The sequence below is a fragment of the Methylobacterium sp. 10 genome, from assembly GCF_000519085.1.
GTDB lineage: Bacteria > Pseudomonadota > Alphaproteobacteria > Rhizobiales > Beijerinckiaceae > Methylobacterium.
In genome coordinates, this window is record NZ_KI912577.1 from 351,040 (window position 1) to 372,355 (window position 21,316).

Annotated in this window: 22 protein-coding genes; 7 read left to right on the forward strand and 15 right to left on the reverse strand. The window is 66.2% G+C overall.

Annotation, left to right across the window (positions count from 1 at the left end; translation table 11 throughout):
- Window positions 1-12: 12 nt before the first annotated feature.
- The 10 genes from K368_RS0101560 to K368_RS0101605 all read right to left on the reverse strand — a co-directional run bounded on the left by K368_RS0101560 (window position 13) and on the right by K368_RS0101605 (window position 9,710).
- Window positions 13-633 carry an NADH-quinone oxidoreductase subunit J gene (locus tag K368_RS0101560; RefSeq protein WP_018042025.1) on the reverse strand — a complete coding sequence of 207 codons (621 nt, stop codon included), beginning with the start codon at window positions 631-633 and terminating at the stop codon, window positions 13-15.
- A 121-nt stretch (window positions 634-754) separates the two neighbouring features.
- Window positions 755-1,243 (reverse strand): NADH-quinone oxidoreductase subunit NuoI, encoded by a 489-nt coding sequence (gene nuoI, locus K368_RS0101565; RefSeq protein ID WP_018042024.1) that lies wholly within the window; start codon window positions 1,241-1,243, stop codon window positions 755-757.
- A gap of 25 nt (window positions 1,244-1,268) precedes the next feature.
- Window positions 1,269-2,285: an NADH-quinone oxidoreductase subunit NuoH gene (gene nuoH, locus K368_RS0101570; RefSeq protein WP_036265872.1), complete on the reverse strand. Its 1,017-nt coding sequence runs from the start codon at window positions 2,283-2,285 to the stop codon at window positions 1,269-1,271.
- Between the two features lie 12 nt (window positions 2,286-2,297).
- Window positions 2,298-4,379, reverse strand: coding sequence for an NADH-quinone oxidoreductase subunit NuoG (gene nuoG, locus K368_RS0101575; protein WP_027170853.1), 2,082 nt, complete (start codon window positions 4,377-4,379; stop codon window positions 2,298-2,300).
- Between the two features lie 43 nt (window positions 4,380-4,422).
- Window positions 4,423-5,724 carry an NADH-quinone oxidoreductase subunit NuoF gene (nuoF, locus tag K368_RS0101580; RefSeq protein WP_027170854.1) on the reverse strand — a complete coding sequence of 434 codons (1,302 nt, stop codon included), beginning with the start codon at window positions 5,722-5,724 and terminating at the stop codon, window positions 4,423-4,425.
- Between the two features lies 1 nt (window position 5,725).
- Window positions 5,726-6,820: an NADH-quinone oxidoreductase subunit NuoE gene (gene nuoE, locus K368_RS0101585; protein ID WP_027170855.1), complete on the reverse strand. Its 1,095-nt coding sequence runs from the start codon at window positions 6,818-6,820 to the stop codon at window positions 5,726-5,728.
- Window positions 6,821-6,842: 22 nt separating this feature from the next.
- Window positions 6,843-8,033, reverse strand: coding sequence for an NADH-quinone oxidoreductase subunit D (locus K368_RS0101590; RefSeq protein WP_018042019.1), 1,191 nt, complete (start codon window positions 8,031-8,033; stop codon window positions 6,843-6,845).
- Window positions 8,034-8,049: 16 nt separating this feature from the next.
- Window positions 8,050-8,694 (reverse strand): NADH-quinone oxidoreductase subunit C, encoded by a 645-nt coding sequence (locus K368_RS0101595; RefSeq protein WP_027170856.1) that lies wholly within the window; start codon window positions 8,692-8,694, stop codon window positions 8,050-8,052.
- A gap of 9 nt (window positions 8,695-8,703) precedes the next feature.
- On the reverse strand, window positions 8,704-9,291 hold the full coding sequence (locus K368_RS0101600) for an NADH-quinone oxidoreductase subunit B (RefSeq protein ID WP_019906836.1): 588 nt from the start codon (window positions 9,289-9,291) through the stop codon (window positions 8,704-8,706).
- Window positions 9,292-9,344: 53 nt separating this feature from the next.
- Entirely contained in the window at window positions 9,345-9,710 is a 366-nt protein-coding gene (locus tag K368_RS0101605) for an NADH-quinone oxidoreductase subunit A (RefSeq protein ID WP_018042016.1), read from the reverse strand.
- 459 nt (window positions 9,711-10,169) lie between these two features.
- Here K368_RS0101605 and K368_RS0101610 point away from each other — a divergent pair, with 459 nt between their 5' ends.
- Window positions 10,170-11,303, forward strand: a complete 1,134-nt coding sequence (locus tag K368_RS0101610; RefSeq protein WP_027170857.1) for a glycosyltransferase family 4 protein — start codon at window positions 10,170-10,172, stop codon at window positions 11,301-11,303.
- A 70-nt stretch (window positions 11,304-11,373) separates the two neighbouring features.
- Here K368_RS0101610 and K368_RS26425 read toward each other — a convergent pair whose 3' ends face one another.
- Window positions 11,374-11,547, reverse strand: a complete 174-nt coding sequence (locus K368_RS26425) for a hypothetical protein (RefSeq protein ID WP_155934970.1) — start codon at window positions 11,545-11,547, stop codon at window positions 11,374-11,376.
- A 64-nt stretch (window positions 11,548-11,611) separates the two neighbouring features.
- On the opposite strand from K368_RS26425, the gene K368_RS0101620 reads away from it, so the two are divergent.
- A complete protein-coding gene (locus K368_RS0101620; protein WP_027170858.1) occupies window positions 11,612-13,948 on the forward strand; it encodes a glycogen debranching N-terminal domain-containing protein in 2,337 nt (778 codons plus the stop codon).
- Between the two features lie 173 nt (window positions 13,949-14,121).
- Here the strand turns inward: K368_RS0101620 and infC are convergent, their stop codons facing one another.
- Together infC and K368_RS0101630 are read right to left on the reverse strand one after the other, a co-directional pair.
- On the reverse strand, window positions 14,122-14,643 hold the full coding sequence (infC, locus tag K368_RS0101625; RefSeq protein WP_019906832.1) for a translation initiation factor IF-3: 522 nt from the start codon (window positions 14,641-14,643) through the stop codon (window positions 14,122-14,124).
- Between the two features lie 188 nt (window positions 14,644-14,831).
- A complete protein-coding gene (locus K368_RS0101630) occupies window positions 14,832-16,058 on the reverse strand; it encodes a glycosyltransferase family 4 protein (RefSeq protein WP_027170859.1) in 1,227 nt (408 codons plus the stop codon).
- A 179-nt stretch (window positions 16,059-16,237) separates the two neighbouring features.
- Here K368_RS0101630 and K368_RS0101635 point away from each other — a divergent pair, with 179 nt between their 5' ends.
- Complete coding sequence (locus K368_RS0101635; protein WP_027170860.1) at window positions 16,238-17,017, forward strand: alpha/beta hydrolase; 780 nt, start codon at window positions 16,238-16,240, stop codon at window positions 17,015-17,017.
- Between the two features lie 17 nt (window positions 17,018-17,034).
- Here the strand turns inward: K368_RS0101635 and K368_RS0101640 are convergent, their stop codons facing one another.
- Together K368_RS0101640 and K368_RS0101645 are read right to left on the reverse strand one after the other, a co-directional pair.
- A complete protein-coding gene (locus tag K368_RS0101640; protein WP_027170861.1) occupies window positions 17,035-17,319 on the reverse strand; it encodes a DUF1150 domain-containing protein in 285 nt (94 codons plus the stop codon).
- A 78-nt stretch (window positions 17,320-17,397) separates the two neighbouring features.
- Window positions 17,398-17,835 (reverse strand): Hsp20 family protein, encoded by a 438-nt coding sequence (locus tag K368_RS0101645; protein ID WP_027170862.1) that lies wholly within the window; start codon window positions 17,833-17,835, stop codon window positions 17,398-17,400.
- A gap of 676 nt (window positions 17,836-18,511) precedes the next feature.
- On the opposite strand from K368_RS0101645, the gene K368_RS0101650 reads away from it, so the two are divergent.
- From K368_RS0101650 to K368_RS0101665, 4 genes are all read left to right on the forward strand, one after another.
- Window positions 18,512-18,919, forward strand: a complete 408-nt coding sequence (locus K368_RS0101650) for a Tat pathway signal protein (protein ID WP_245259655.1) — start codon at window positions 18,512-18,514, stop codon at window positions 18,917-18,919.
- Between the two features lie 99 nt (window positions 18,920-19,018).
- A complete protein-coding gene (locus K368_RS0101655; protein ID WP_027170864.1) occupies window positions 19,019-19,711 on the forward strand; it encodes a MotA/TolQ/ExbB proton channel family protein in 693 nt (230 codons plus the stop codon).
- A gap of 110 nt (window positions 19,712-19,821) precedes the next feature.
- Window positions 19,822-20,304 (forward strand): protein TolR, encoded by a 483-nt coding sequence (gene tolR, locus K368_RS0101660; RefSeq protein ID WP_027170865.1) that lies wholly within the window; start codon window positions 19,822-19,824, stop codon window positions 20,302-20,304.
- A 5-nt stretch (window positions 20,305-20,309) separates the two neighbouring features.
- On the forward strand, window positions 20,310-21,314 hold the full coding sequence (locus K368_RS0101665) for an energy transducer TonB (protein WP_027170866.1): 1,005 nt from the start codon (window positions 20,310-20,312) through the stop codon (window positions 21,312-21,314).
- Window positions 21,315-21,316: the final 2 nt, after the last annotated feature.

Genomic DNA, 21,316 nt, shown 5'->3' on the forward strand with positions numbered 1-21,316 from the left:
GGAGAGCCGACATCAGACTTCGACACCCTGGCGCGAGGGCACCTTACGGGTCTCCACCGCCATCTCTTGCGTCCGCGCATTCTGCACGGAGATGTTCTGGCGCTTCACGCCTGGCCTGTCGCGCAGGGTGAGGACGATGGCACCGATCATCGCCACCAACAGGATGAGCCCGGCCAGCTGGAAGTAGAAGACGTAGTCGGTATAGAGCACGCGCCCGAGCATCTGGGTGTTGGTGACACCCTCGACATTGGCGAGCGGGCCCAGCGGCGCCTGCATCAGACCGGGATCGATCGTCCAGGAGCCCACCACGAGCAGGAGCTCGATGAGGAAGACGGCCCCGATCAGCGCCCCCACGGGGAGGTATTGCTGGAAACCCTGGCGCAGCTGCGCGAAATCCACGTCGAGCATCATCACGACGAAGAGGAACAGCACCGCGACGGCGCCGACATAGACCACCACGAGGATCATCGCGAGGAACTCGGCGCCCATCAGGACGAACAGGCCCGCCGCGTTGACGAAGGTCAGGATGAGGAAGAGCACCGACGCGACCGGATTGCGCGAGGTGATGACCATGAACGCGGACGCGATCGCGATGCCGGCGAACAGGTAGAAGAAGGCTGCAGCTGCACTCATGCGACTATGGAGATCAGCCGTCCCGAGGACGGCCCCTTCTGCCGAAATTCAAACCAGCCCGTGCAGGCCGCCCGTCTATAGAACCCACCCCTGCGGTGCACAACCGCCGGGGCTCCCATCATCACCGGTAAGGCGCGTCCACCGCGATGTTGCGCGCGATCTCGCGCTCCCAGCGGTCGCCGTTCAGGAGCAGCTTGTCCTTGTCGTAGAGAAGCTCCTCGCGCGTCTCCACGGAGAATTCGAGATTCGGCCCCTCGACGATGGCATCCACCGGGCAGGCCTCCTGGCACATGCCGCAATAGATGCACTTCACCATGTCGATGTCGTAGCGCGTGGTACGCCGCGTGCCGTCGTTGCGGCGCGGGCCGGCTTCGATGGTGATGGCCTGGGCCGGGCAGATCGCTTCGCACAGCTTGCAGGCGATGCAGCGCTCTTCCCCATTGGGATAGCGGCGCAGCGCATGCTCGCCGCGAAAGCGCGGCCCGCGATGCCCCATCTCGAAGGGGTAGTTGATCGTGGCCTTGGGCTTGAAGAAGTAGCGCATGGCGAGGGCGAACCCCGACACGAACTCCTTCAGCAGCAGACCCTTGGCGACCTGATCGAGCTTCATGGCGCGATCTCCCTTATGCGTTGCATCATGCCCCCGGCGCGAGGCCGGTCAGCTTGAGGACGAAGGCGACGACGACGACCGAGACGAGCGAGAGCGGAAGGAACACCTTCCAGCCGAGGCGCATGAGCTGGTCGTAACGGTAACGCGGCACCATGGCCTTCACCATGGCGATCATGAAGAACAGGAAACTCGCCTTCAGGGCGAACCAAATCAGCCCCGGCACCCAGGTGAAGGGCGCGAACGGAATGGGCGAGAGCCAGCCGCCGAGGAACAGCACCGTTCCGAGAGCGCACATGGTCATGATCGCCACGTACTCGCCGAGCATGAACAGCAGGTACGGCGTCGACGAATACTCGACCATGTAGCCCGCCACGAGCTCCGATTCGGCCTCCGGCAGATCGAAGGGCGGACGGTTGGTCTCGGCGAGCGCCGAGATGAAGAACACCACGAACATCGGGAACAGCCAGAGCCAGTACCAGCCCAGGATGCCCAGCGAGGTATCCTGCGCCATGACGATGCGCGAGAGGTTGAGCGAGCCGGCGCAGAGCAGGACGCAGATGATGACGAAGCCCAGGCTGACTTCGTAGGAGATCATCTGCGCGGCGGATCGCAGCGCGCCCAGGAACGCGTATTTCGAGTTCGAGGCCCAGCCGCCCATCAGCACGCCGTACACGCCGAGGGACGAGATCGCGAAGATGTAGGTGATGCCGACATTGAGGTCGGCGATGGCCCAGCCTTCCGCCAGCGGGATCACCGCCCAGCCGGCCAGGGCCAGGGTGGCGAAGACCAGGGGCGCCAGCAGGAACAGCACCTTGTTGGCGCCGGCCGGGATCACCGGCTCCTTCAGCACGAACTTCAGGAGATCGGCGAAGGATTGCAGCAGGCCCCAGGGGCCGACCACGTTGGGGCCGCGCCGCAACTGGACCGCCGCCCAGATCTTGCGATCGGCCAGCAGCGCGTAGGCGATGAAGACGAGAAGCAGCGCCAGGAGCACGAAGCTCTTGAGCACCAGCAGCAGGACGGTGCCGACGATTTCCAGCATGGTCGGCAGCCCCTATTCCGCTGCTTCGAGGCCGCGCGTCCGCGCGAGGCCCGAACACTCGGCCAGCACGCGCGACGCGCGGGCGATGGCGTTGGTGAGATAGAAGTCCGGCACCGCGGACACGAGGGCGGAGCGGTTCGTCTCGCCGCCGAGGCCCGCCAGGGTCTCGACCGTTGCAACGAGGTCGCCCGGCGCCACCGCGTCGAGGGCGGCAAAATGCGGATATTCCGCATAGAGCGCACGCCGCAGGGCGCCGAGGGAATCGAAGGCCAGGCGCTTACCGAGCACGTCCGAGAGGGCGCGCAGGATCGCCCAATCCTCGCGGGCGTCGCCCGGAGGGAAGCCGGCGCGGTTGGTGGTCTGCACCCGGCCCTCGAGATTGACGAAGGTGGCGTTTTTCTCGGTATAGGCGGCCCCCGGCAGGATCACGTCGGCGCGAGTGGCGCCACGGTCGCCATGGGTGCCCTGGTAAACTACGAAAGCGCCGGCACCGATCTCGACCTCGTCGGCGCCGAGATTGAACAGCACGTCCAAGGCGCCGGGCTCGGCCATCGCGGCGAAGTCGAGCCCCCCCTCCCCCGGCACGAAGCCGAGATCGAGGGCACCTACGCGGGCGGCGGCGGTCTGGAGCACGGCAAAGCCGTTCCATTCCGGTGTGACCGCCCCGACATCCTTGGCGAGGGCGGCCGCCGCCGCGAGGATGGCGGCTCCGTCCGGCCGGGACAGCGCCCCGGTCCCGACGACGACGAGGGGACGGCTCGCGCCCTTCAACACCTCGGCGAAGCTGTGCCGGCCGGCGGCGAGGTCGGCCAGAGTCTCGGGGCCCGCGCCGAGATAGGTGTGGGGATAGGTGAGGTCCACGGCCTCGCCGATGAGGCCCACCGCCAGCGGCGCCATGCGCCAGCGCTTGCGGATGCGCACGTTGAGGAGCGAGGCTTCGAGGCGCGGATTGGTCCCGACCAAGAGGATCGCGTCTGCATCCTCGATACCGGGGATGGTGGGATTGAAGGTGTAGGCGGCCCGCCCCCAGGCGGGGTCGATCGCCTCGCCGGCCTGGCGGCAGTCGAGGTTGGTCACGCCGAGGGACGCCATCAGGATCTTGAGGGCATAGATCTCCTCGACGGCGGCGAGATCGCCGACGATGGCACCGACGCGCTTCGGATCGGCGGCCTTCGTCTTCGCGGCGATGGCGGCGAAGGCCTCACCCCAGGAGGCCGGACGCAGGCGGCCGTTCTCGCGCAGATACGGCCGGTCGAGACGCTGGGCGCGCAGGCCGTCCACCGCGTGGCGGGTCTTGTCGGAGATCCACTCCTCGTTGATGTCCTCGTTGACGCGCGGCTCGATCTGCATGACCTCGCGGCCACGGGCATCGACGCGGATGGCGCAGCCGACCGCGTCCATCACGTCGATGGATTCGGTCTTCGACAGCTCCCAGGGCCGCACCTCGTAGCTCTGCGGCTTGTGGACGAGGGCGCCCACGGGGCAGAGATCGGCGACGTTGCCCTGAAGTTCGGAGCCCATGGCGCTCTCGAGATAGCTCGTGATCTCCATGTCTTCGCCGCGGCCGATGGCGCCGAGATCCGGCACGCCGGCCACTTCCGCCAGGAAGCGGACGCAGCGGGTGCAGTGGATGCAGCGGTTCATGGCGGTCCGCACCAGCGGGCCGATGTATTTCTCCTCGACCGCCCGCTTGTTCTCGCCGTAGCGGGTCGAATCGACGCCGTAGGCCATGGCCTGATCCTGCAGGTCGCAATGGCCGCCCTGGTCGCAGATCGGGCAATCGAGCGGGTGGTTGATGAGGAGGAACTCCATCACCCCCTCGCGGGCCTTCTTCGTGGTTCCCGACCGCGTCAGGATCTCCGGCGGCTCGCCATTGGGGCCGGGCCGGCAATCCTTCACCGCGTAGGCGCAGGACGCGACGGGTTTCGGCGCGCCCTTCAGCTCCACCAGGCACATCCGGCAATTGCCGGCAATGGACAGCCGCTCATGGAAGCAGAAGCGCGGGATCTCCGCGCCCGCGACTTCGCAGGCCTGAAGCAGGGTGTACTCGGCCGGAACATCGACCTCAGTTCCGTCGACGATGAGCTTGGTCATGCGTGGTTCTCGGTGTCGAACATCGGTCCGAAAGACATGGCGATCACTCCGCCGCGATCCGCACGGGGTCGCTGTGCGGGTTGGCGCTGTAGCGGTCGATGCGCTTCTCGATCTCGGGACGGAAGTGGCGGATGAGGCCCTGGATCGGCCAGGCCGCTGCATCGCCGAGCGCACAGATCGTGTGCCCCTCGATCTGCTTCGTCACGTCGAGGAGCATGTCGATCTCGCGTCGCTGGGCGCGGCCCTCGGCCATGCGCAGCATCACGCGCCACATCCAGCCGGTGCCCTCGCGGCAGGGCGTGCACTGGCCGCAGGACTCGTGCTTGTAGAAGTATGCGATGCGGGCGATCGCCGAGACGATGTCGGTGGAGCGGTCGAGGACGATCACCGCCGCTGTGCCAAGGCCGGAGCCGAGGCCGCGCAAGGTGTCGAAATCCATCTTGGCGTCGATGATCTGCTCGGCCGGCACCAGGGGCACCGAGGAGCCGCCGGGGATGGAGCAGAGCAGGTTGTCCCAGCCGCCGCGCATGCCGCCGCAATGCTTGTCGATGAGCTCGCGGAAGGTGATGCCGAGCTCTTCCTCGACGTTGCAGGGCTTGTTGACGTGGCCCGACACGCAGAACAGCTTCGTGCCGGTGTTGTTCTTGCCACCCAACCCGGCGAACCAGGCGCCGCCCCGGCGCAGGATCGTACCCGCCACCGCGATGGACTCGACGTTGTTCACCGTGGTGGGACAGCCGTAGAGGCCCATATTGGCCGGGAATGGCGGCTTCAGCCGCGGCATGCCCTTCTTGCCCTCGAGGCTCTCCAACAGCGCCGTCTCTTCGCCACAAATGTAAGCGCCGGCGCCGTGATGGACGTAGATGTCGAACGGGTAGCCGTGGACGTTGTCCTTACCCACGAGGCGGGCCGCGTAAGCCTCGTCCACAGCCTTCTGCAGGGCGTGCTTCTCCGCCACGTACTCGCCGCGGATGTAGATGTAGCAGGCATGGGCGGCCATCGAGAACGAGGCCAGCATGCAGCCCTCGATCAGGAGATGCGGATCGTGCCGCATGATCTCCCGGTCCTTGCAGGTGCCCGGCTCCGATTCGTCGGCATTGACCACGAGGTAATGCGGCCGCCCGTCCGACTTCTTGGGCATGAACGACCATTTCAGCCCGGTGGGGAAGCCGGCACCGCCACGGCCGCGCAGGCCGGACGCCTTCATCTCGTCGATGATCCAGTCGCGGCCCATTTCCAGCAGGAACTTGGTGCCGTCCCACGCGCCGCGCTTCCGGGCCTCTTCGAGACCGGGGGAATGCAGGCCGTACAGATTGGTGAAGATGCGATCCTGATCGGAGAGCATGTCAGTTCCCCTCCGTCTTCGGAGCACCGGACTTGGAGGCCGTCCCGCTCGGCTTGTCGGCCTTCGAAGGCGCCGTCGCGTCGTCCGGCCCGAGATCGTCGCTGGCACCGGAGGCGAGGGGCTGCGGCGGCGGCTCGTCCCGGGGCAGGTCCGATTGCGTTCCCGCTTCGGCACCGGCGGCTTCGGCGCGCGCCACCGTCACTCCGGCATCGGCCGAGGGATGACCCGGCTGGGCCTTGGAATCCTTGGAATCCGCAGCATCGGACTTATCGCCGGCCTTGACCGGCTCTTCGCCGCCGGCCGAGCGCTGAGCAGGGCCGTCAGAGGCCGACGAGGCAGCGGCACGCCCGGCATCGGGCTTAGCCGGCTTCGGATCGGTGGCGGCGCGCTGCTCGGAGGACGCCGCCTCGGATTTGCCCTCGGCGGTGGTGTCGTCGGCCGCATGCTCCTCGAAGCGCTTGCGCCAAGCGCCGACGCGGGAGCCGTCGAACAGGGTCGTGTCGATGAGGGTATCAGCGCCGCCCTTCGGCTCGGACGAGGTACGTCCCACCTGCGAGCCGACCTTCACCGGGCGGCCGGAGGCCAGATCGTCCATCAGCGTGCCCAGGAGGTCCGGGGTCAGGTCCTCGTAGTAATCCTGGTTGATCTGCGCCATCGGGGCGTTGCAGCAGGCGCCGAGGCACTCGACTTCGAGCCAGGAGAAGTTGCCGTCGGCGCTCACATGGCCGGGGGGGCCGAGGCGCTCCTGAAGATAGTCCTTCAGCTCGCGCGCGCCGCAGGAATCGCACGGCACCGTGCCGCAGAGCTGGATCCAGAACCGGCCCACCGGCTCCAGGGCGAACATCGTGTAGAAGGTCGCGACTTCGAGAACGCGGATATGCGGCATGCCGAGCTCGGCCGCCACCGCCTCGATAGCCGCGCGCGGCAGCCAACCGCCATTCTGCTCCTGAGCCTTCCACAGCAGCGGGATCACGGCGGAGGCCTGACGCCCTTCCGGGTATTTCTCGATCTGGCCTTTGGCCCAATCCGCATTCTCGGGCGAGAAGGCGAAGGAGGCCGGCTGCTCGGAAGCGGGGGCGAGTCTGCGGTTGGCCATCAGTAGGAAACCTCGAATACCGTCACCGGTCCACCTCACCGAACACGATGTCGAGCGTGCCGAGCACACAGGACACGTCGGCCAGCATGTGGCCGCGGCACATCCAGTCCATGGCCTGGAGATGGGCGAAACCCGGAGCGCGGATCTTGCAGCGGTAGGGCTTGTTGGTGCCGTCGGCGACGAGATAGACGCCGAACTCACCCTTGGGCGCCTCGACCGCCGCGTAGACCTCGCCAGCCGGGACGTGGAAGCCTTCGGTGTAGAGCTTGAAGTGGTGGATGAGCGCTTCCATCGAGCGCTTCATCTCCCGGCGCGGCGGCGGCGCGAACTTGCCGTCGGTGGCCGCGATCGGCCCCTGTCCGGCGGGCTCGCGCAGCTTCACGCAGCATTGCCGCATGATCTTGGCCGATTCCCGCATCTCTTCCATGCGGATGACTTGGCGGTCGTAAGTGTCGCCGTTCCGTCCCACGGGAACGTCGAACTCCATCTCCTCGTAGCACTCGTAGGGCTGTGACTTGCGCAGATCCCACGGGATGCCGGAGCCGCGCACCATCACGCCAGAGAAGCCCCAGGCCATGGCCTCGTCCACGGTGACGATGCCGATGTCGACGTTACGCTGCTTGAAGATGCGGTTGCCCATGACGAGGTTGTCGAGGTCGTCCACCACCTGCAGGAACGGGTCGATGAAGGCCTCGATGTCGTCGATCAGCGCGGGCGGAAGGTCCTGGTGCACGCCGCCGGGCCGGAAGTAATTGGCGTGGAGGCGCGCGCCCGACGCGCGCTCGTAGAAGATCATTAGCTTCTCACGCTCCTCGAAGCCCCAGAGAGGCGGCGTCAGCGCACCCACATCCATGGCCTGCGTGGTGACGTTGAGGAGGTGGGAGAGGATGCGGCCGATCTCGCAGAACAGCACGCGGATGAGTTGGGCCCGGCGCGGTACCTGAAGGCCGAGCAGCTTCTCGATGCCGAGACAGAAGGCGTGCTCCTGATTCATCGGCGACACGTAATCGAGACGGTCGAAATACGGCGTGGCCTGGAGATAAGTCTTGTGCTCGATCAGCTTCTCGGTGCCGCGATGGAGCAGGCCGATATGCGGATCGACCCGCTCGACGATTTCGCCGTCGAGTTCCAGCACGAGCCGCAGCACGCCGTGCGCCGCCGGGTGCTGGGGCCCGAAATTGATCGCGAAGTTGCGGATGTTGTGCTCGGTCATGGCCTCGCTCCGCCGTTCAAGCCGATTTCTTCTCGTCGCCCGGGAGCACGTAGTCGGTGCCCTCCCATGGCGAGAGGAAGTCGAAGTTCCGGAATTCCTGCGCCAGCTTCACCGGCTCGTAGACCACGCGGGCCTCGTCCTGGTCGTAGCGGACCTCGACGAAGCCGGTGAGCGGGAAATCCTTGCGCAGGGGATGACCCTCGAACCCGTAATCCGTCAGCAGGCGACGGAGATCGGGATGTCCGGAAAAGAGGACGCCGTAGAGGTCGTAGGTCTCGCGCTCGAACCAGTTGGCGGCCGGGAACACCTCGATGACGGAGGGGACCGGGGTCTGGTCGTCGGTCTGCACCTTCACCCGGATGCGGGCGTTATGGCGCAGGGAGAGCAGGTGATAGACGACGTCGAAGCGCTTCTCGCGGTTCGGGTAATCCGCGCCGCAGATGTCGATGAAGCAGCGGAAGGCGCAGGCGGGATCGTCGCGCAGATAGGTCAGCGCATAGACGATGTCGCTCGCCTGCACATTCAACGTGAGTTCGCCGAAGGCGATGGTCCGCGAGACGATGGCGGGGCCGAGCGCCGCTCCGACATGGTCGCTGAGCACCTGGAGCGAGCCGTCGGCCGGGGCGGCGGTATGGGCGAGGATCGAGATGCCGTTGCTCATGGCGGACCCTCAGCGCTCGATCGTGCCGGTGCGGCGGATCTTCTTCTGGAGGAGGAGCACGCCGTAGAGCAGCGCCTCCGCCGTGGGCGGGCAGCCGGGCACGTAGATGTCCACGGGCACCACGCGGTCGCACCCGCGCACCACCGAATAGGAATAATGGTAATAGCCGCCGCCATTGGCGCAGGAGCCCATGGAGATGACGTAGCGCGGCTCCGGCATCTGATCGTAGACCTTGCGCAGAGCAGGAGCCATCTTGTTGGTCAGGGTCCCCGCGACAATCATGACGTCAGACTGGCGCGGCGAGCCGCGCGGCGCGAAACCGAAACGCTCGCAATCATAGCGCGGCATCGACATCTGCATCATCTCGACCGCGCAACAGGCGAGACCGAACGTCATCCACATCAGCGACCCGGTGCGGGCCCAGTTGATGAGGTCGTCCGTCGAGGTGATGAGGAAACCGCGATCGGCGAGCTCGCTGTTGATCGACAGGAAGGTCGGATCGTCGGCACCAATGGGGCGGCCGGTATTGGGGTCGATGATCCCCTTCGGCGCAGGTGCGACGGCGGGGATCCGGGTGATATCGGGACTGAAGGCCATCGGTTTCTCGGGATCCGGCTTCGGGCAATGCGATTGTCAGGTCGACGGGACGTCTAGTCCCATTCGAGGGCGCCCTTGCGCCACTCGTAGACGAACCCGACCGTCAGCACGCCGAGGAAGGCCATCATCGACCACATACCGAACCACCCAAGCTCCCCGAAGGTAATCGCCCAGGGGAACAAGAACGCCACTTCGAGGTCGAAGATGATGAACAGGATAGCGACGAGGTAGAACCGCACGTCGAACTTCATGCGGGCGTCATCGAAAGCATTGAAGCCGCACTCGTAGGCCGAGAGCTTCTCCGGATCCGGACTGTTGTAGGCAACGAGGAACGGTGCGACGAGCAAGGCCACGGCGATGAACAACGACACGCCGATGAAGACGATGAGGGGCAGATAGTCCGCCAGCAGGCTTGTCATGCGACACCTCTCGTGTTCGTGGCGGCCGAAGCGCCTCGCGAGCGCTCGAACGGTATGGAATTGCTCCAATGCCAGACTGCGCAGGCGCGAGGCTTAGACGACCCCCTTGAGCGAAACAAGGGCATCGTGCGTCGCACAAATCCGGCCATGCCCGTGAAGTATGGAGCAGATCGCATCCGGCAACACGACCGATCCGCGCAGCTCCCCTGACCGGCGGCGTCGTAGTGGTGGCAATGGCCCGATCTGGCCGGCTTCCTGCATGGCTCGGACCCTGCCCGACCACCTGATCGTAAGAGCTGGAAACAAGGATTTCGGGGACATCCGGGCGGGGGGAGATAGCGAGGATCGGCACTCGTGGGGCACACGGAACCAGAACCTTGGCCGTGAGTTCCGTTCATGTCCCACTCAGGCCGGATGGCGTTAGGTCGTCGCAATATTCGACCTTACAGGAGACGTTTCGTGCGCATTGCCCAGATTGCTCCGCTCTCGGAGGCCGTACCTCCGAAGTTCTACGGCGGCACCGAGCGCGTCGTATCGTGGATCACGGAGGAACTTGTCCGGCAGGGACATGATGTGACCCTATTCGCCAGCGGCGATTCGGAGACATCCGCCAAGCTCGCCGCCTGCACGCCCGAGGGTCTTCGCCTTCTCGGATATCGTGACCACACTGCGAGCCATCTGGCGATGCTGCACACCGTCCATAAGCGGGCGCACGAGTTCGACGTGCTGCACTTCCACATCGACCTGCTGCAGTATCCGATGTTCGAAGACCTCTACCACAAGTGCGTCACGACCATGCACGGCCGCCTCGACGTGCCCGATTTCATGCCGGTCTATCGTACTTTCACGGGCATGCCCCTGGTGTCGATCTCCGACAACCAGCGCGAGCCGATGCCATCGACCTCGAACTGGCAGTCGACGATCCATCACGGCCTGCCGGCCGAGAATTGCCCGTACTACCCGGAAGCCAAGGGCGGCTACCTCGCCTTCCTCGGCCGCATTTCCCCCGAGAAGCGTCCCGACCGCGCGATCCAGATGGCGATCCAGTCCGGCGTGAAGCTGAAGATCGCCGCCAAGGTCGACAAGGCCGATCAGGATTACTGGGACGAGGTCATCGAGCCGATGATCCACCACCCGCTCGTCGAGTTCATCGGTGAGATCAACGAGGAGCAGAAGAAGGACTTCCTCGGCAACGCCCTCGCCCTGGCTTTCCCGATCGACTGGCCGGAGCCTTTCGGCCTCGTCATGATCGAGGCGATGTCGGCCGGCACGCCGGTGATCGCGTTCCGCAACGGCTCCGTGCCGGAAGTCATCGCCGACGGCGTCAGCGGCGCGCTGTGCGACACGATGGACGATGCCATCGCGGCCGTGCACAAGGTCAAGACCATGAGCCGCGCCGGCGTGCGCCGCCACTTCGAGACGCAGTTCACTGCCGAGTGCATGGTGAAGAAGTATGTGGCGGTCTACGAGCAGCTGATCGAGAACGAGCAGAACGTCATCAAGATGCCGCGCGCGGGGGCTTTCACCCCTCATTACGGCGATCTGAACGGCTCGGCCCGCCCGTCGCTGTCCGCCGCCGCCATGCCCGCCTAAAAGTCCGGCCTGCCTAAAATCTTCCAAAATGGGCTGGTGCCATACGGCATCAGCCTTGCTAACCTCTTCCCTAGTCGTCGGCGCTCATTCGTGAGATCCGTCGATACAGGTTACCGGAGGCCGCTGGATCGCCTTTTCGCGACCGGCGGCCTTTTGATTCGCGATAGACGATCCAGCGCATCAGGCCAGGGAGCGAAAGCCGCTTCATCGAGCCCGTCGACGCGACCACGACGATCTGCGGCATGGGGCGGAACGGCCCGGCTTCGATATCGCAGGTCCGACAGCCCACTTCCCGGAGACGTTCAGGCATGGCGGCGAACACTTCCACGGCGACGACACAGGACGGCCCCACCAGCGCGAACGGGCTAGGGCACGGTTTCCAGGATGCCGACGAGGTGCTGCCGCAGTACCATATCGAGGCGCAGACCTCGCTGGTGGAGCGTCCCTTACGCTCGCTGAAATACGGCGAGGCCTTCGCCGTCCTCGACAGCTACGGTGATATCGGCGTGCTGCCAGGGCCCGAGGGCCTGTATTTCCAGGATACGCGCTACCTCTCGCGCCTCGGCTTCACCATCGAGGACCAGCGTCCGCTGCTGCTCTCCTCGGTGATGCAGGACGACAACGGCGCGCTCAGCGTCGACATGACGACGCCGGACATCCGCATCGATGCCCATGACGAGACCACGATCCCTCGCGAGCTGATCGCCATCGAGCGCACCAAGTTCCTGTTCAAGGGCGCCTGCTACGACCGGATCGGCCTGCGGAATTACGATTCACGCCATTGGAAGCTCAAGATCGGCGTGACCTTCGACGCCGACTACCGCGACCTGTTCGAGGTGCGCGGCATGGACCGGCCGGTTCGCGGCAAGCGCAGCGTGCAGGTGGCAAACGAATCGGAAGTCCAGTTCCGCTATGTCGGCCTCGACGAGGTGGTGCGCACCACGAGCCTGCATTTCGGTCCGAAGCCGCGCCATATCGAGCCGGGCCGCGCCGAGTTCGAGGTCTCGCTACCCCCGGGCGGCCGGACGTCGTTGTTCATCCGCGTCGTCTGCGAATCGCACCGCGCCTTCACCAGCGCCCCCGCCGCCGACAAGGTCGGCGAAGACGCCGCCGCTGGCTTGTCGCAGGCGGCGGGAAGCGGCGCCGGCGCTCGCCATCCCAAAGGTCTTGGCGAGGGCGTAATCTTTGCCCGCGCCTATCGCGACGCACGCCGGGACCTGCGCCAGCTCACCGCCGGCATCACCACAATCATCTCGTCCAACGACCAATTCAACGAAGCGGCCTGCCGCGCCACCGCCGACCTCTACATGCTGGCGAGCCGCACGCCCGAGGGCATCTATCCCTTCGCCGGCATCCCCTGGTACTCCACCGTGTTCGGCCGTGACGGCATCATCACCGCGATGATGGCACTTTGGATCGACCCGAACTTCGCCAAGGGCGTCCTGCGCTATCTCGCCTCGACCCAGGCCAAAGCCGTGGACCCCGCTGCCGACGCCCAGCCCGGCAAAGTTCTGCACGAGACCCGGCGTGGCGAGATGGCGATGCTCGGCGAGGTGCCGTTCCGCCACTATTACGGAACGATCGACGGCACGCCGCTCTTCGTCATGCTGGCCTACGAGTATTACGCCGTCACCGGCGACATCGAGACGATCAAGCGCATCTGGCCGGCCCTCGAACTCGCCCTCGCATGGATGAACGACTACGGTGACCGGGACGGCGACGGCTTCGTCGAATATGCGCGTGACACCGACAAGGGCCTGGAGAACCAGGGCTGGAAAGACAGTCACGATTCGATCTTCCATACCGATGGTCAGCTCGCGAAGGGGCCGATCGCCCTGTGCGAAGTCCAGGGCTACGTCTATGCGGCCAAGAACGGCATGGCCAAGCTCGCCACCCTGCTCGGCCACGACGAGCTCGCTGCCCGACTCGGCAAGGAGGCTCTGGCCCTTCGCGAAAACTTCGACAAGGCCTTCTGGTGCGAGGAGATCGGCACCTACGCGCTGGCCCTGGACGGTGCGAAGAAGCAATGCGCCGTGCGCTCGTCCAATGCCGGCCACGCTCTTTTCACCGGAATCGCCTTGCCGGAGCGCGCGGCGAGCGTCGCCGCCAACCTGCTGTCGAAGGACGGATTCAATGGCTGGGGCGTGCGAACGATCGCGCGCGGCGAGGCCCGCTACAACCCGATGTCGTATCATAACGGCTCGATCTGGCCGCACGACAACGCCCTGGTGGCCATGGGCCTCGCGCGCTACGACTTGAAGCCCGAGGCCTCCCGCATCTTCCAGGGCATGTTCGACACCGCCCTCTACCAGGACCAGAAGCGCCTGCCGGAGCTGTTCTGCGGCTTCATGCGCCGCAATCAGCGCGGCCCCGTCTCCTACCCGGTGGCCTGTTCGCCTCAGGCCTGGGCGGCAGCGGCACCGTTCGCCTTCCTCTCAGCCTGCATCGGTTTGGAGATTCAGCACGACCGCAACCGCATACGCCTGCGCAATCCCACCCTGCCGGCCTTCCTCGAAGGCGTCTCGATCTTCAACCTGAAGCTCGGCGAATCGCGGATCGACCTGCGGGTTCAGCGCTACGGCAGCGACGTCACGGTGAACGTGTTGAGGCGGGTGGGCGACGCACAGGTGTCCGTGGTGAAGTAAAACCTCGAGAATTGGGGGGCGGCCCACAAGCTGCCCCCGCCCCTCTCGACACGCACGAAGCTGCCCCGAATCTCGCGCCATTCAGCACCGACCGTCACGCGATAAAAAAAAGCCGCCTCCCCGAGGAAGCGGCTTTTAGCTCGTCTATATCCCGTGACGGGACGATGCGTGCCTTAACGCGGCGCCAGGATCATGATCATCTGGCGGCCTTCGAGCATCGGCTCGCTTTCCACCTTGGCGATTTCCTGGGTCTCGTTCTTCACCCGCTCGAGCAGGCGCAGGCCGATATCCTGGTGCGCCATCTCGCGGCCGCGGAAGCGCAGGGTGACCTTCACCTTGTCGCCCTCTTCGAAGAACCGGATGACGGCCTTCATCTTGGTGTCGTAATCGTGCTTGTCGATACCGGGGCGGAGCTTGATCTCCTTGACCTCGACCGTCTTCTGCTTCTTGCGGGCCTCGTTCTGCTTCTTCTGTTCGTTGAAGCGAAAGCGACCGTAATCGAGAAGCTTGCAGACGGGAGGGACGGAGTTCGGCGCGATCTCCACGAGATCGAGGCCTGCCTCTTCGGCAAGGGTGAGCGCGTCGAAGAAGGCGACGACACCGCGGTTCTGCCCGGTATCATCGATGAGCTGCACTTCGCGGACGCCACGGATGTCCCGATTGGCGCGCGGCCCGTCCTTCTGCGGGGCCGGCATGGCTCTCATTGGTCTACGAATGGCTTCAATCTCCTAGTGAACGACGAAACGGCAGCCTGCGGACATCGCCCGGAGGGCTAGACCTGCCACCAATCGCTCCGGCAATCCGGTTGCGGACACCATGTCCGAACTGCGTCCCGTGTCAACAGGCAGGAACGGGTTTGGTTCACGAACCGGCTCATACGACGTCAGCGCGGGCGTCGGGCGAGAAGTTCCGCATAGATGTCGAGGGTGGCGCCCACCATGCCGTCGAGGGAGAAATGCGCTTCCACATGGGCGCGCCCCCGGCGGGTCATGGCGTCCCGCGCACTGGCCCCGAGGGTGAGCGCTTCGAGCAGGGCCTCGGCCAGGGCCGGTGCGTCGCCGGGCGGCACCCGCCAGCCAGTGCGCTGGGCCGCCGGCACTTCCGGCGGGGCGAGAACCGTCTCCGGCACCGCGCCGAGGTCCGAGACCACGACCGGGGTCCCGAGGGCCTGGGCTTCCACAGCCGAACGCCCGAACGCTTCGGGCTCCACGGACGGCACGGCCACCACCGAAGCCGCTCGGAAGGCGGCGGGCATGTCGGTGCAATGGCCGACCCGCAGGACGACGCCGCGAAGCCCGCGGGCCTCGATCAGCGCGTCGAGTTCCCGCTCATAGGCCGAGCGGCCCTGAGGGTCGCCGGCCAGGACGAAGACGACATCGGCGATGCCCCGGTCGCGCAGGACGGACGCCGCCTCGATCAGCACGCGCTGCCCCTTCCAGGCGGTGAGCCGGGCCGCGAGCAGAACCACGCGCTGATGCGGCGCGACCCCCCAGGACCGGCGCAGAGTCTCGACCCGGGCCGGCGCCACGGCACCGGGCGAGAACTGGGCGAGGTCGGTGCCGCGATGGACGACCCGGACACGGTCGCCAGCCTGATCGGGATGGAGCATCCGGATGAGGTCGGCGGTGTAGTGCGAGTTGGCGATGACCACGTCGCCGCGCGCCATCACCGAATTGTAGAGCACCTTCACGCCGGTCCGGCCGGAATAACTGCCATGATAAGTGGTCACGTAGGGAATTTTCAACCGCCGGACGGCACCGAGGGCTACCCAGGCGGGGGCCCGCGAGCGGGCATGGACGATCTGGACCCCCTCGCGCCGGCACAGGCTGGCGAGGCGCCCGACATTCAGTGCCATGGCGAGGGGATTCTTGGAGGCCGCCGGGAAGGGAAGCCAGGTCCCGCCCTTGGCCTGCATCTCGCCAACGAGGCGTCCGCCTTCCGTGGCCACGAGTGCCCGCGCGCCCACGGAGGCGAGGGCTGCGGCCACGTCAACGGTGGTGCGCTCCGCCCCGCCCGCATCAAGGGCGGGAATGATCTGCAGCACCGTGGCGCCCGCCAGCGGCTGCGTCTCGCTGGGGAAGCCAGCGCCGAATCGCTCGTCGCCGCTCATCGAGCAGGTCCTTTCGGCAACGGCCGGATCGATGAAGGGTAGCCTTTGAGGGGGCGACGGGACTCGTCTCGTGTCTCGATCATGGTCTCCAGCATCGGGGGCACGCTTTACGGCTCGGTAAACGAAATGCGACTGCATCACAGTCAAACGTCGGTTTTACCGGATTAAAAGGACTACGCATGGACTCAGCGCTCAGCCAGGCCCCGATCTTCATCACCGTGGGCGAGGGAGACGCCGCACGCCGCATCGCTGTGCGCACCCGCGCAGGAGACGGGCCCGCCCTAGTCTGGCTCGGGGGCTTCCGCTCCGATATGGGCGCCACCAAGGCCATGGTCCTCGACGCCTTCGCGCGGGACCATGGCCGCGCCCTCGTCCGGTTCGACTATACCGGGCACGGCGAATCGGAGGGAGAATTCGCCGGATCGACGATCTCGACATGGCTCGACGACGCCATGGCGGTCCTCGACGCCACCGTGACGGCGCCGGCCGTTCTGGTCGGCTCGTCGATGGGAGGCTGGATCGCCTGCCTCGCTGCACGTGCACGGGCGCTCCGGGGCGATGCCCCCCTCGCCGGCATGGTGCTCATCGCCCCGGCCCTCGATTTCACCGAGAGCCTGATGTGGGAGCGCTTTCCGCCGGAGATCCGCGAGACGATGGAGCGCGAGGGGGTGTGGATGCGATCCACCAATTATTCACCGGAGCCGGTCCCTACCACCATGGCGCTGATCGAGGACGGGCGCCGGCACCTCCTCCTCGGCGGGCCGATCGATCCGGGCTGCCCGGTGCACATCCTTCAGGGCATGCGGGATCCCGACGTGCCCTACACCCATGCCCTGGCGACGGTGGAACGGCTGCCGGCTCACGGCACCGTCCTGACTCTCATCGCCGATGGCGACCACCGCCTGTCGCGACCGCAGGATCTTGCGCGGCTGCTGGCGGCGGTGGCGGAGATCGGCTGACCCGCGAGCGGTTTGCCTCAGTGCAGGCTGACGGCGTGAAGATCGTTCGCCATCGCATTGGCGACGATCACGTCGCGAGAATCGGCGAGGAGGATCGGGCTGCCGCTGGCCGAGAGAAGGGCAAACAGGTCCATGCCGGGCGCCAGGTCTGGCGCCTGCGGGAACAGCCGCTTCACCTCGTCAGAGCGGATCGGCCGAACATAGGCGATATGGCCCTCGCCGAGAGCCGCGAGAGCGGCGGCGTTGAACTCGGCGGGGTCGAGATCGGCCCGGGTAATAGGCTTCGAATTGAAATCGGTCATGATGCCCTCCTTTCGAGGCAGAGCTAGATCCTGTGCGGTGCCATCTCGCGAACCGCATCGGATGAATGAGTCACGTGCCTACACGTCGTCGCGGGATGCGATGGCGATCTTCCGGACGATCCGTTCCGGCTCCGGGCGGGTGAGATCGATGGAGAGAAGTCCATTCGACAGGTCGGCGCCCACCACCTCCATGCCGTCGGCGAGGAGGAAGGCACGCTGGAATTGACGGGCGGCGATGCCGCGATGCAGGAACTGGCGTGACTTGTCGTCGACCTGGCGGCCACGCACCACGAGTTGGTTCTCCTCCAGCATCACGTCGAGCTGGTCCCGCGTGAAGCCAGCCACCGCGAGGGTGATTCGGAGCCGCTCGGGCTCGTCGTCGGAGCGCGGAACCCGCTCGATATTGTAGGGTGGGTACCCGTCATTGGCCGCCTTCGATACGCGGTCGAGAGCCTGCTCGATCTCGTCGAAGCCGAGAAGAAACGGATGTCCGAACGGAGAAGGCCGTGTCGTCACGTGATCTTGATCCTTCGCGAAGCCCAAGGGTCGATAGATTGAGGCACTTCGATCTGTCGGAGCCCGCCTGCTGCAGCACTCCTCCCGGCGATCGTTTGCCGGTCACCGCGATATGGAGATGTGGAAAAGCGGCATCAAGGGTTCGGCTTCAAGGGCCCCACTCACCGCCGCTTCCTCGCACCGTCCAGATGCGCTCGACGGGGGGATGCCTGCTCGGAACGCCATCTCATCAAACGGGGAGACGATCCCGTATCGGAAGGTGGCACGGGACATCGGGATAATCAGGCAATTTGTTTGGGAGATTTAGGAAATCGATGGCGCGTAAGTGGAGCGTCGCAGTAACAGTTTGGAACTGCTCTGATTTTCAGCACGAAGCTTGATCTTGCCGGATCAATTCGGATACTCCGCGCCACGTCGAACGATGCGGCGGTGCGCAAGCCGGGCGCCACGGGTCAGGCTGGAGCGACACCGGAACGCGAGCGTCGCGCTCAATGCCCGAGGAACCGCCGACGACGAGCCCTGCCAGGGGTCTCGGCGATTCCCGTTTGCCATGGCGTTTCGACGCAGGCGACCAGGGACTGCCGCAACCGAGGAGAACCGGACCGTTATGAAAGAGGCGCACCGCGTGATCGACTTCCCATCTCTTTCTCCCGTCCGGGCCGTTGGCGCCGCACTGATGGCCGCCGCCCTCACGGTGGGATGGGCCGGCTCCGCATCCGCCCAGGATGCGAAGGCTCCCATCCTGAAGCTCGAACTCAATCGTCTCGAGCCGTCGGGCGAGGCCTGCCGTACGTATCTCCTCGTCGACAACAGTCGTGGCACCGCCCTGAAATCCCTCAAGGTCGACCTCTTCGCCTTCGATACGGAAGGCGTCGCGCAGAAGCGCCTCGCCGTCGAACTCGGCCCCGTCCAGGACCGCAAGACCATGGTGCGGCTGTTCGACTTCCCCGCCCTCGCCTGCCCGAAGATCGGCCGCGTCCTCCTCAACGACGTCCTCGCCTGCGAAGGCGGCGAGGCCAGCCGCGAGAGCTGCCTCGACCGGATCGAGACCGAGAGCAAGACGAGCGCAACGTTCACGCGCTGACCTGCATGCGCCGACCCTCGGGCGGGCCGACGGCCCTTCCGAACGCCGATCCGGTCGCCCCTCGGCGATCGCCACCCAACGAACCCCGAGGAGCCCGCCATGGATCCGATTTCCGCGCCGGCCGCTGCCGCCCACGACTTTTCCTTCATCGGCCTGTTTCTTCAGGCTGACCCGATCGTCAAAAGCGTCATGATCCTGCTGGTGGTCGCCTCGATCGCCTGTTGGACGGTAGTGTTCGAGAAGCTTGTCCGCTTCGCCGCCGCCAAGCGTCAGGCCAAGGCGTTCGATACGCTGGTCCGCTCGGGCGGGTCCCTCGAAGCCACGGGCTCGGGGATCGACGCGGGCATCGTTCAGGCCGGTCTCGAAGCCTGGCGCGATCAGGATGCCACCGAGACCCGCGCCGAACGCCGCGATCGGATTGAGCGCGCCATGCGCGCCGCCCTCACGTTGCGGGTCAAGCGTCTCCAGAGTGGCCTGCCGCTTCTGGCGACCTCCGGCTCAACCGCCCCCTTCATCGGCCTCTTCGGCACGGTCTGGGGCATCATGAACTCGTTCTCGTCCATCGCTCAGAGCCAGGATACCTCGCTCGCGGTGGTGGCCCCCGGCATCGCCGAGGCCCTCTTCGCCACGGCCATCGGCCTCATCGTCGCGATCCCGGCGGTGATGGCCTACAACAAGCTGACCAACGATCTCGGCCGGGTGCAATCCGCCTTCGTGGCCAGCATCGGCACCCTCGGCAACCGCCTCGCACGGGACCGCAAGAGCGTACCGCACGCCGCCGCCGCCGAGTAGCGCGGCTCTCTCGACGCTCTGAACATTCCATGGCCGGCGCACACGCGGCGGTACGGTGACGACTTGCGGCGGGCCATCGAGCCGGCCGACGATGCCCCGGAGGGCGAACGATGGGTATGGGTTCGGTCCGCGCCAGCGGCGGCGGCGATGATGACGACGACCTCGATTCCGCGCCGATGTCTGAGATCAACGTCACTCCGATGGTGGACGTGATGCTGGTGCTGCTGATCATCTTCATGGTCGCGGCGCCGCTGATGACGACGGGCGTACCGGTGCAACTGCCCAAGACCACCGCCGCCAAGGTCGCCCAGGCAAAGAAGCCCCTGGAGATCTCCATCGACAAGGAAGGCAAGCCGTTCCTGGCCAAGGACGAGCTGACGGCAGAGACGATCATGCCGCGCCTGAAGGCGCTGGCGGCGGAAGACCCGAACCAGGTCATGCTGGTGCGCGGTGATAAGGACGTCCCCTACGGCAAGATCATGGAAGTGATGGGCCTCGTCGGCCAGGCCGGCTTCACCAAGGTGTCCCTCATCGCGCAATCCCCTGGCGGAGCGCTTCCAGCGCCCCCCGCGGCGAGCGGAGCACCGCGGTAGACCCGATGAGCGCCCTCGTCTCGACACGTGAACCCGGACCGCAAGGTCCCACAGGACTGGCTGCCGCCTTCCTCGTGGCCTTCGTCCTGCACCTGACGGTGCTGGCCGGCATGATGCTGTTCGGCCAGCCGCCCAAGGCCCCCCCCGGCGAGAACACGATTACCATCGATCTGGCGCCGCAATCGACGGAGGCCGAAGCCCCATCGGCTCCCGCCATGACGGAGGCGGTGCCCCCGCCCGCCGAACAGGCGCCCGTCGAGACGCCGGACGTGGTGGAAGAGGTACAGCCGCCGGAGATGGTGGCGGTGACGCCGCCCGAGACCACCGAGATTCCCCCCGACGAAACCCAGCCGGTGGTCACCCCCGACACGGTCACCGAAGTACCGCCGGAAGAGCAGGTGGTCACTTCCACCGCCGAGGTGGCCGAGCCTCTTGTTCCCCCGCCCCCGGTCGTGGCCAAGCCTCCCGAAGCGGTCAAGCCGCCCAAGCCCGTGGAGGTCGTTCGACCGAAGCCGAAGCCCGATCCTAAGATCGAGGCGAAGCGCCAGGAGGAACTCGAGGCCAAGCGCGAAGCCATTCGCGAGGCGAAACTGAAGGCGGCCAAGGAAGCCAAGCTCAGGGCCGCGCGCGAGACCAGCAGGCGCGCCGCTCAGGAGGGTGGGCCCGCCAGTTCGGCCTCCTCCGCCCGACAGGCCAGCACCGGCTCGTCCGCCGCAGGCAGCGATCCGAGTGCCATGAGGCAGTGGACGGGTGCGATCTCGGCTGCCGTCAAGAGCCGCATGAACCGCAATGCCGCATCGGGAACGGCGGGCGGCACGGCTGTGGTCCGCTTCACGGTCTCGCGCTCGGGTCAGGTGCTCAGCGCCGGGCTCGCCAGCAGCAGCGGAATCAGCGTCATCGACGGGGCAGCACTCGCCGCCGTGCGCGGTTCGCTGCCGGCGGCTCCTCCCGGGGTGAGCGCCGGTTCCCTGGCCGTCACCATTCCCTTGCGCTTCAGTCCCGGCGGCTGAGC

Coding starts and splice junctions, on each gene's coding strand:
- K368_RS26425 (WP_155934970.1), bottom strand. CDS start 11,547: ATGCCGCAGATCGTCGTGGTCGCGTCGACGGGCTCGATGAAGCGGCTT.
- K368_RS0101640 (WP_027170861.1), bottom strand. CDS start 17,319: ATGACCGATTTCAATTCGAAGCCTATTACCCGGGCCGATCTCGACCCC.
- K368_RS0101650 (WP_245259655.1), top strand. CDS start 18,512: ATGGCCGCCGCCCTCACGGTGGGATGGGCCGGCTCCGCATCCGCCCAG.
- nuoF (WP_027170854.1), bottom strand. CDS start 5,724: ATGCTCTCCGATCAGGATCGCATCTTCACCAATCTGTACGGCCTGCAT.
- K368_RS0101600 (WP_019906836.1), bottom strand. CDS start 9,291: ATGGCCTTCAGTCCCGATATCACCCGGATCCCCGCCGTCGCACCTGCG.
- infC (WP_019906832.1), bottom strand. CDS start 14,643: ATGCCGGCCCCGCAGAAGGACGGGCCGCGCGCCAATCGGGACATCCGT.
- K368_RS0101665 (WP_027170866.1), top strand. CDS start 20,310: ATGAGCGCCCTCGTCTCGACACGTGAACCCGGACCGCAAGGTCCCACA.
- K368_RS0101635 (WP_027170860.1), top strand. CDS start 16,238: ATGGACTCAGCGCTCAGCCAGGCCCCGATCTTCATCACCGTGGGCGAG.
- nuoE (WP_027170855.1), bottom strand. CDS start 6,820: ATGGCCAACCGCAGACTCGCCCCCGCTTCCGAGCAGCCGGCCTCCTTC.
- nuoI (WP_018042024.1), bottom strand. CDS start 1,243: ATGAAGCTCGATCAGGTCGCCAAGGGTCTGCTGCTGAAGGAGTTCGTG.
- K368_RS0101595 (WP_027170856.1), bottom strand. CDS start 8,694: ATGAGCAACGGCATCTCGATCCTCGCCCATACCGCCGCCCCGGCCGAC.
- K368_RS0101655 (WP_027170864.1), top strand. CDS start 19,019: ATGGATCCGATTTCCGCGCCGGCCGCTGCCGCCCACGACTTTTCCTTC.
- nuoH (WP_036265872.1), bottom strand. CDS start 2,285: ATGCTGGAAATCGTCGGCACCGTCCTGCTGCTGGTGCTCAAGAGCTTC.
- K368_RS0101560 (WP_018042025.1), bottom strand. CDS start 633: ATGAGTGCAGCTGCAGCCTTCTTCTACCTGTTCGCCGGCATCGCGATC.
- nuoG (WP_027170853.1), bottom strand. CDS start 4,379: ATGACCAAGCTCATCGTCGACGGAACTGAGGTCGATGTTCCGGCCGAG.
- K368_RS0101590 (WP_018042019.1), bottom strand. CDS start 8,033: ATGACCGAGCACAACATCCGCAACTTCGCGATCAATTTCGGGCCCCAG.
- K368_RS0101620 (WP_027170858.1), top strand. CDS start 11,612: ATGGCGGCGAACACTTCCACGGCGACGACACAGGACGGCCCCACCAGC.
- tolR (WP_027170865.1), top strand. CDS start 19,822: ATGGGTATGGGTTCGGTCCGCGCCAGCGGCGGCGGCGATGATGACGAC.
- K368_RS0101605 (WP_018042016.1), bottom strand. CDS start 9,710: ATGACAAGCCTGCTGGCGGACTATCTGCCCCTCATCGTCTTCATCGGC.
- K368_RS0101630 (WP_027170859.1), bottom strand. CDS start 16,058: ATGAGCGGCGACGAGCGATTCGGCGCTGGCTTCCCCAGCGAGACGCAG.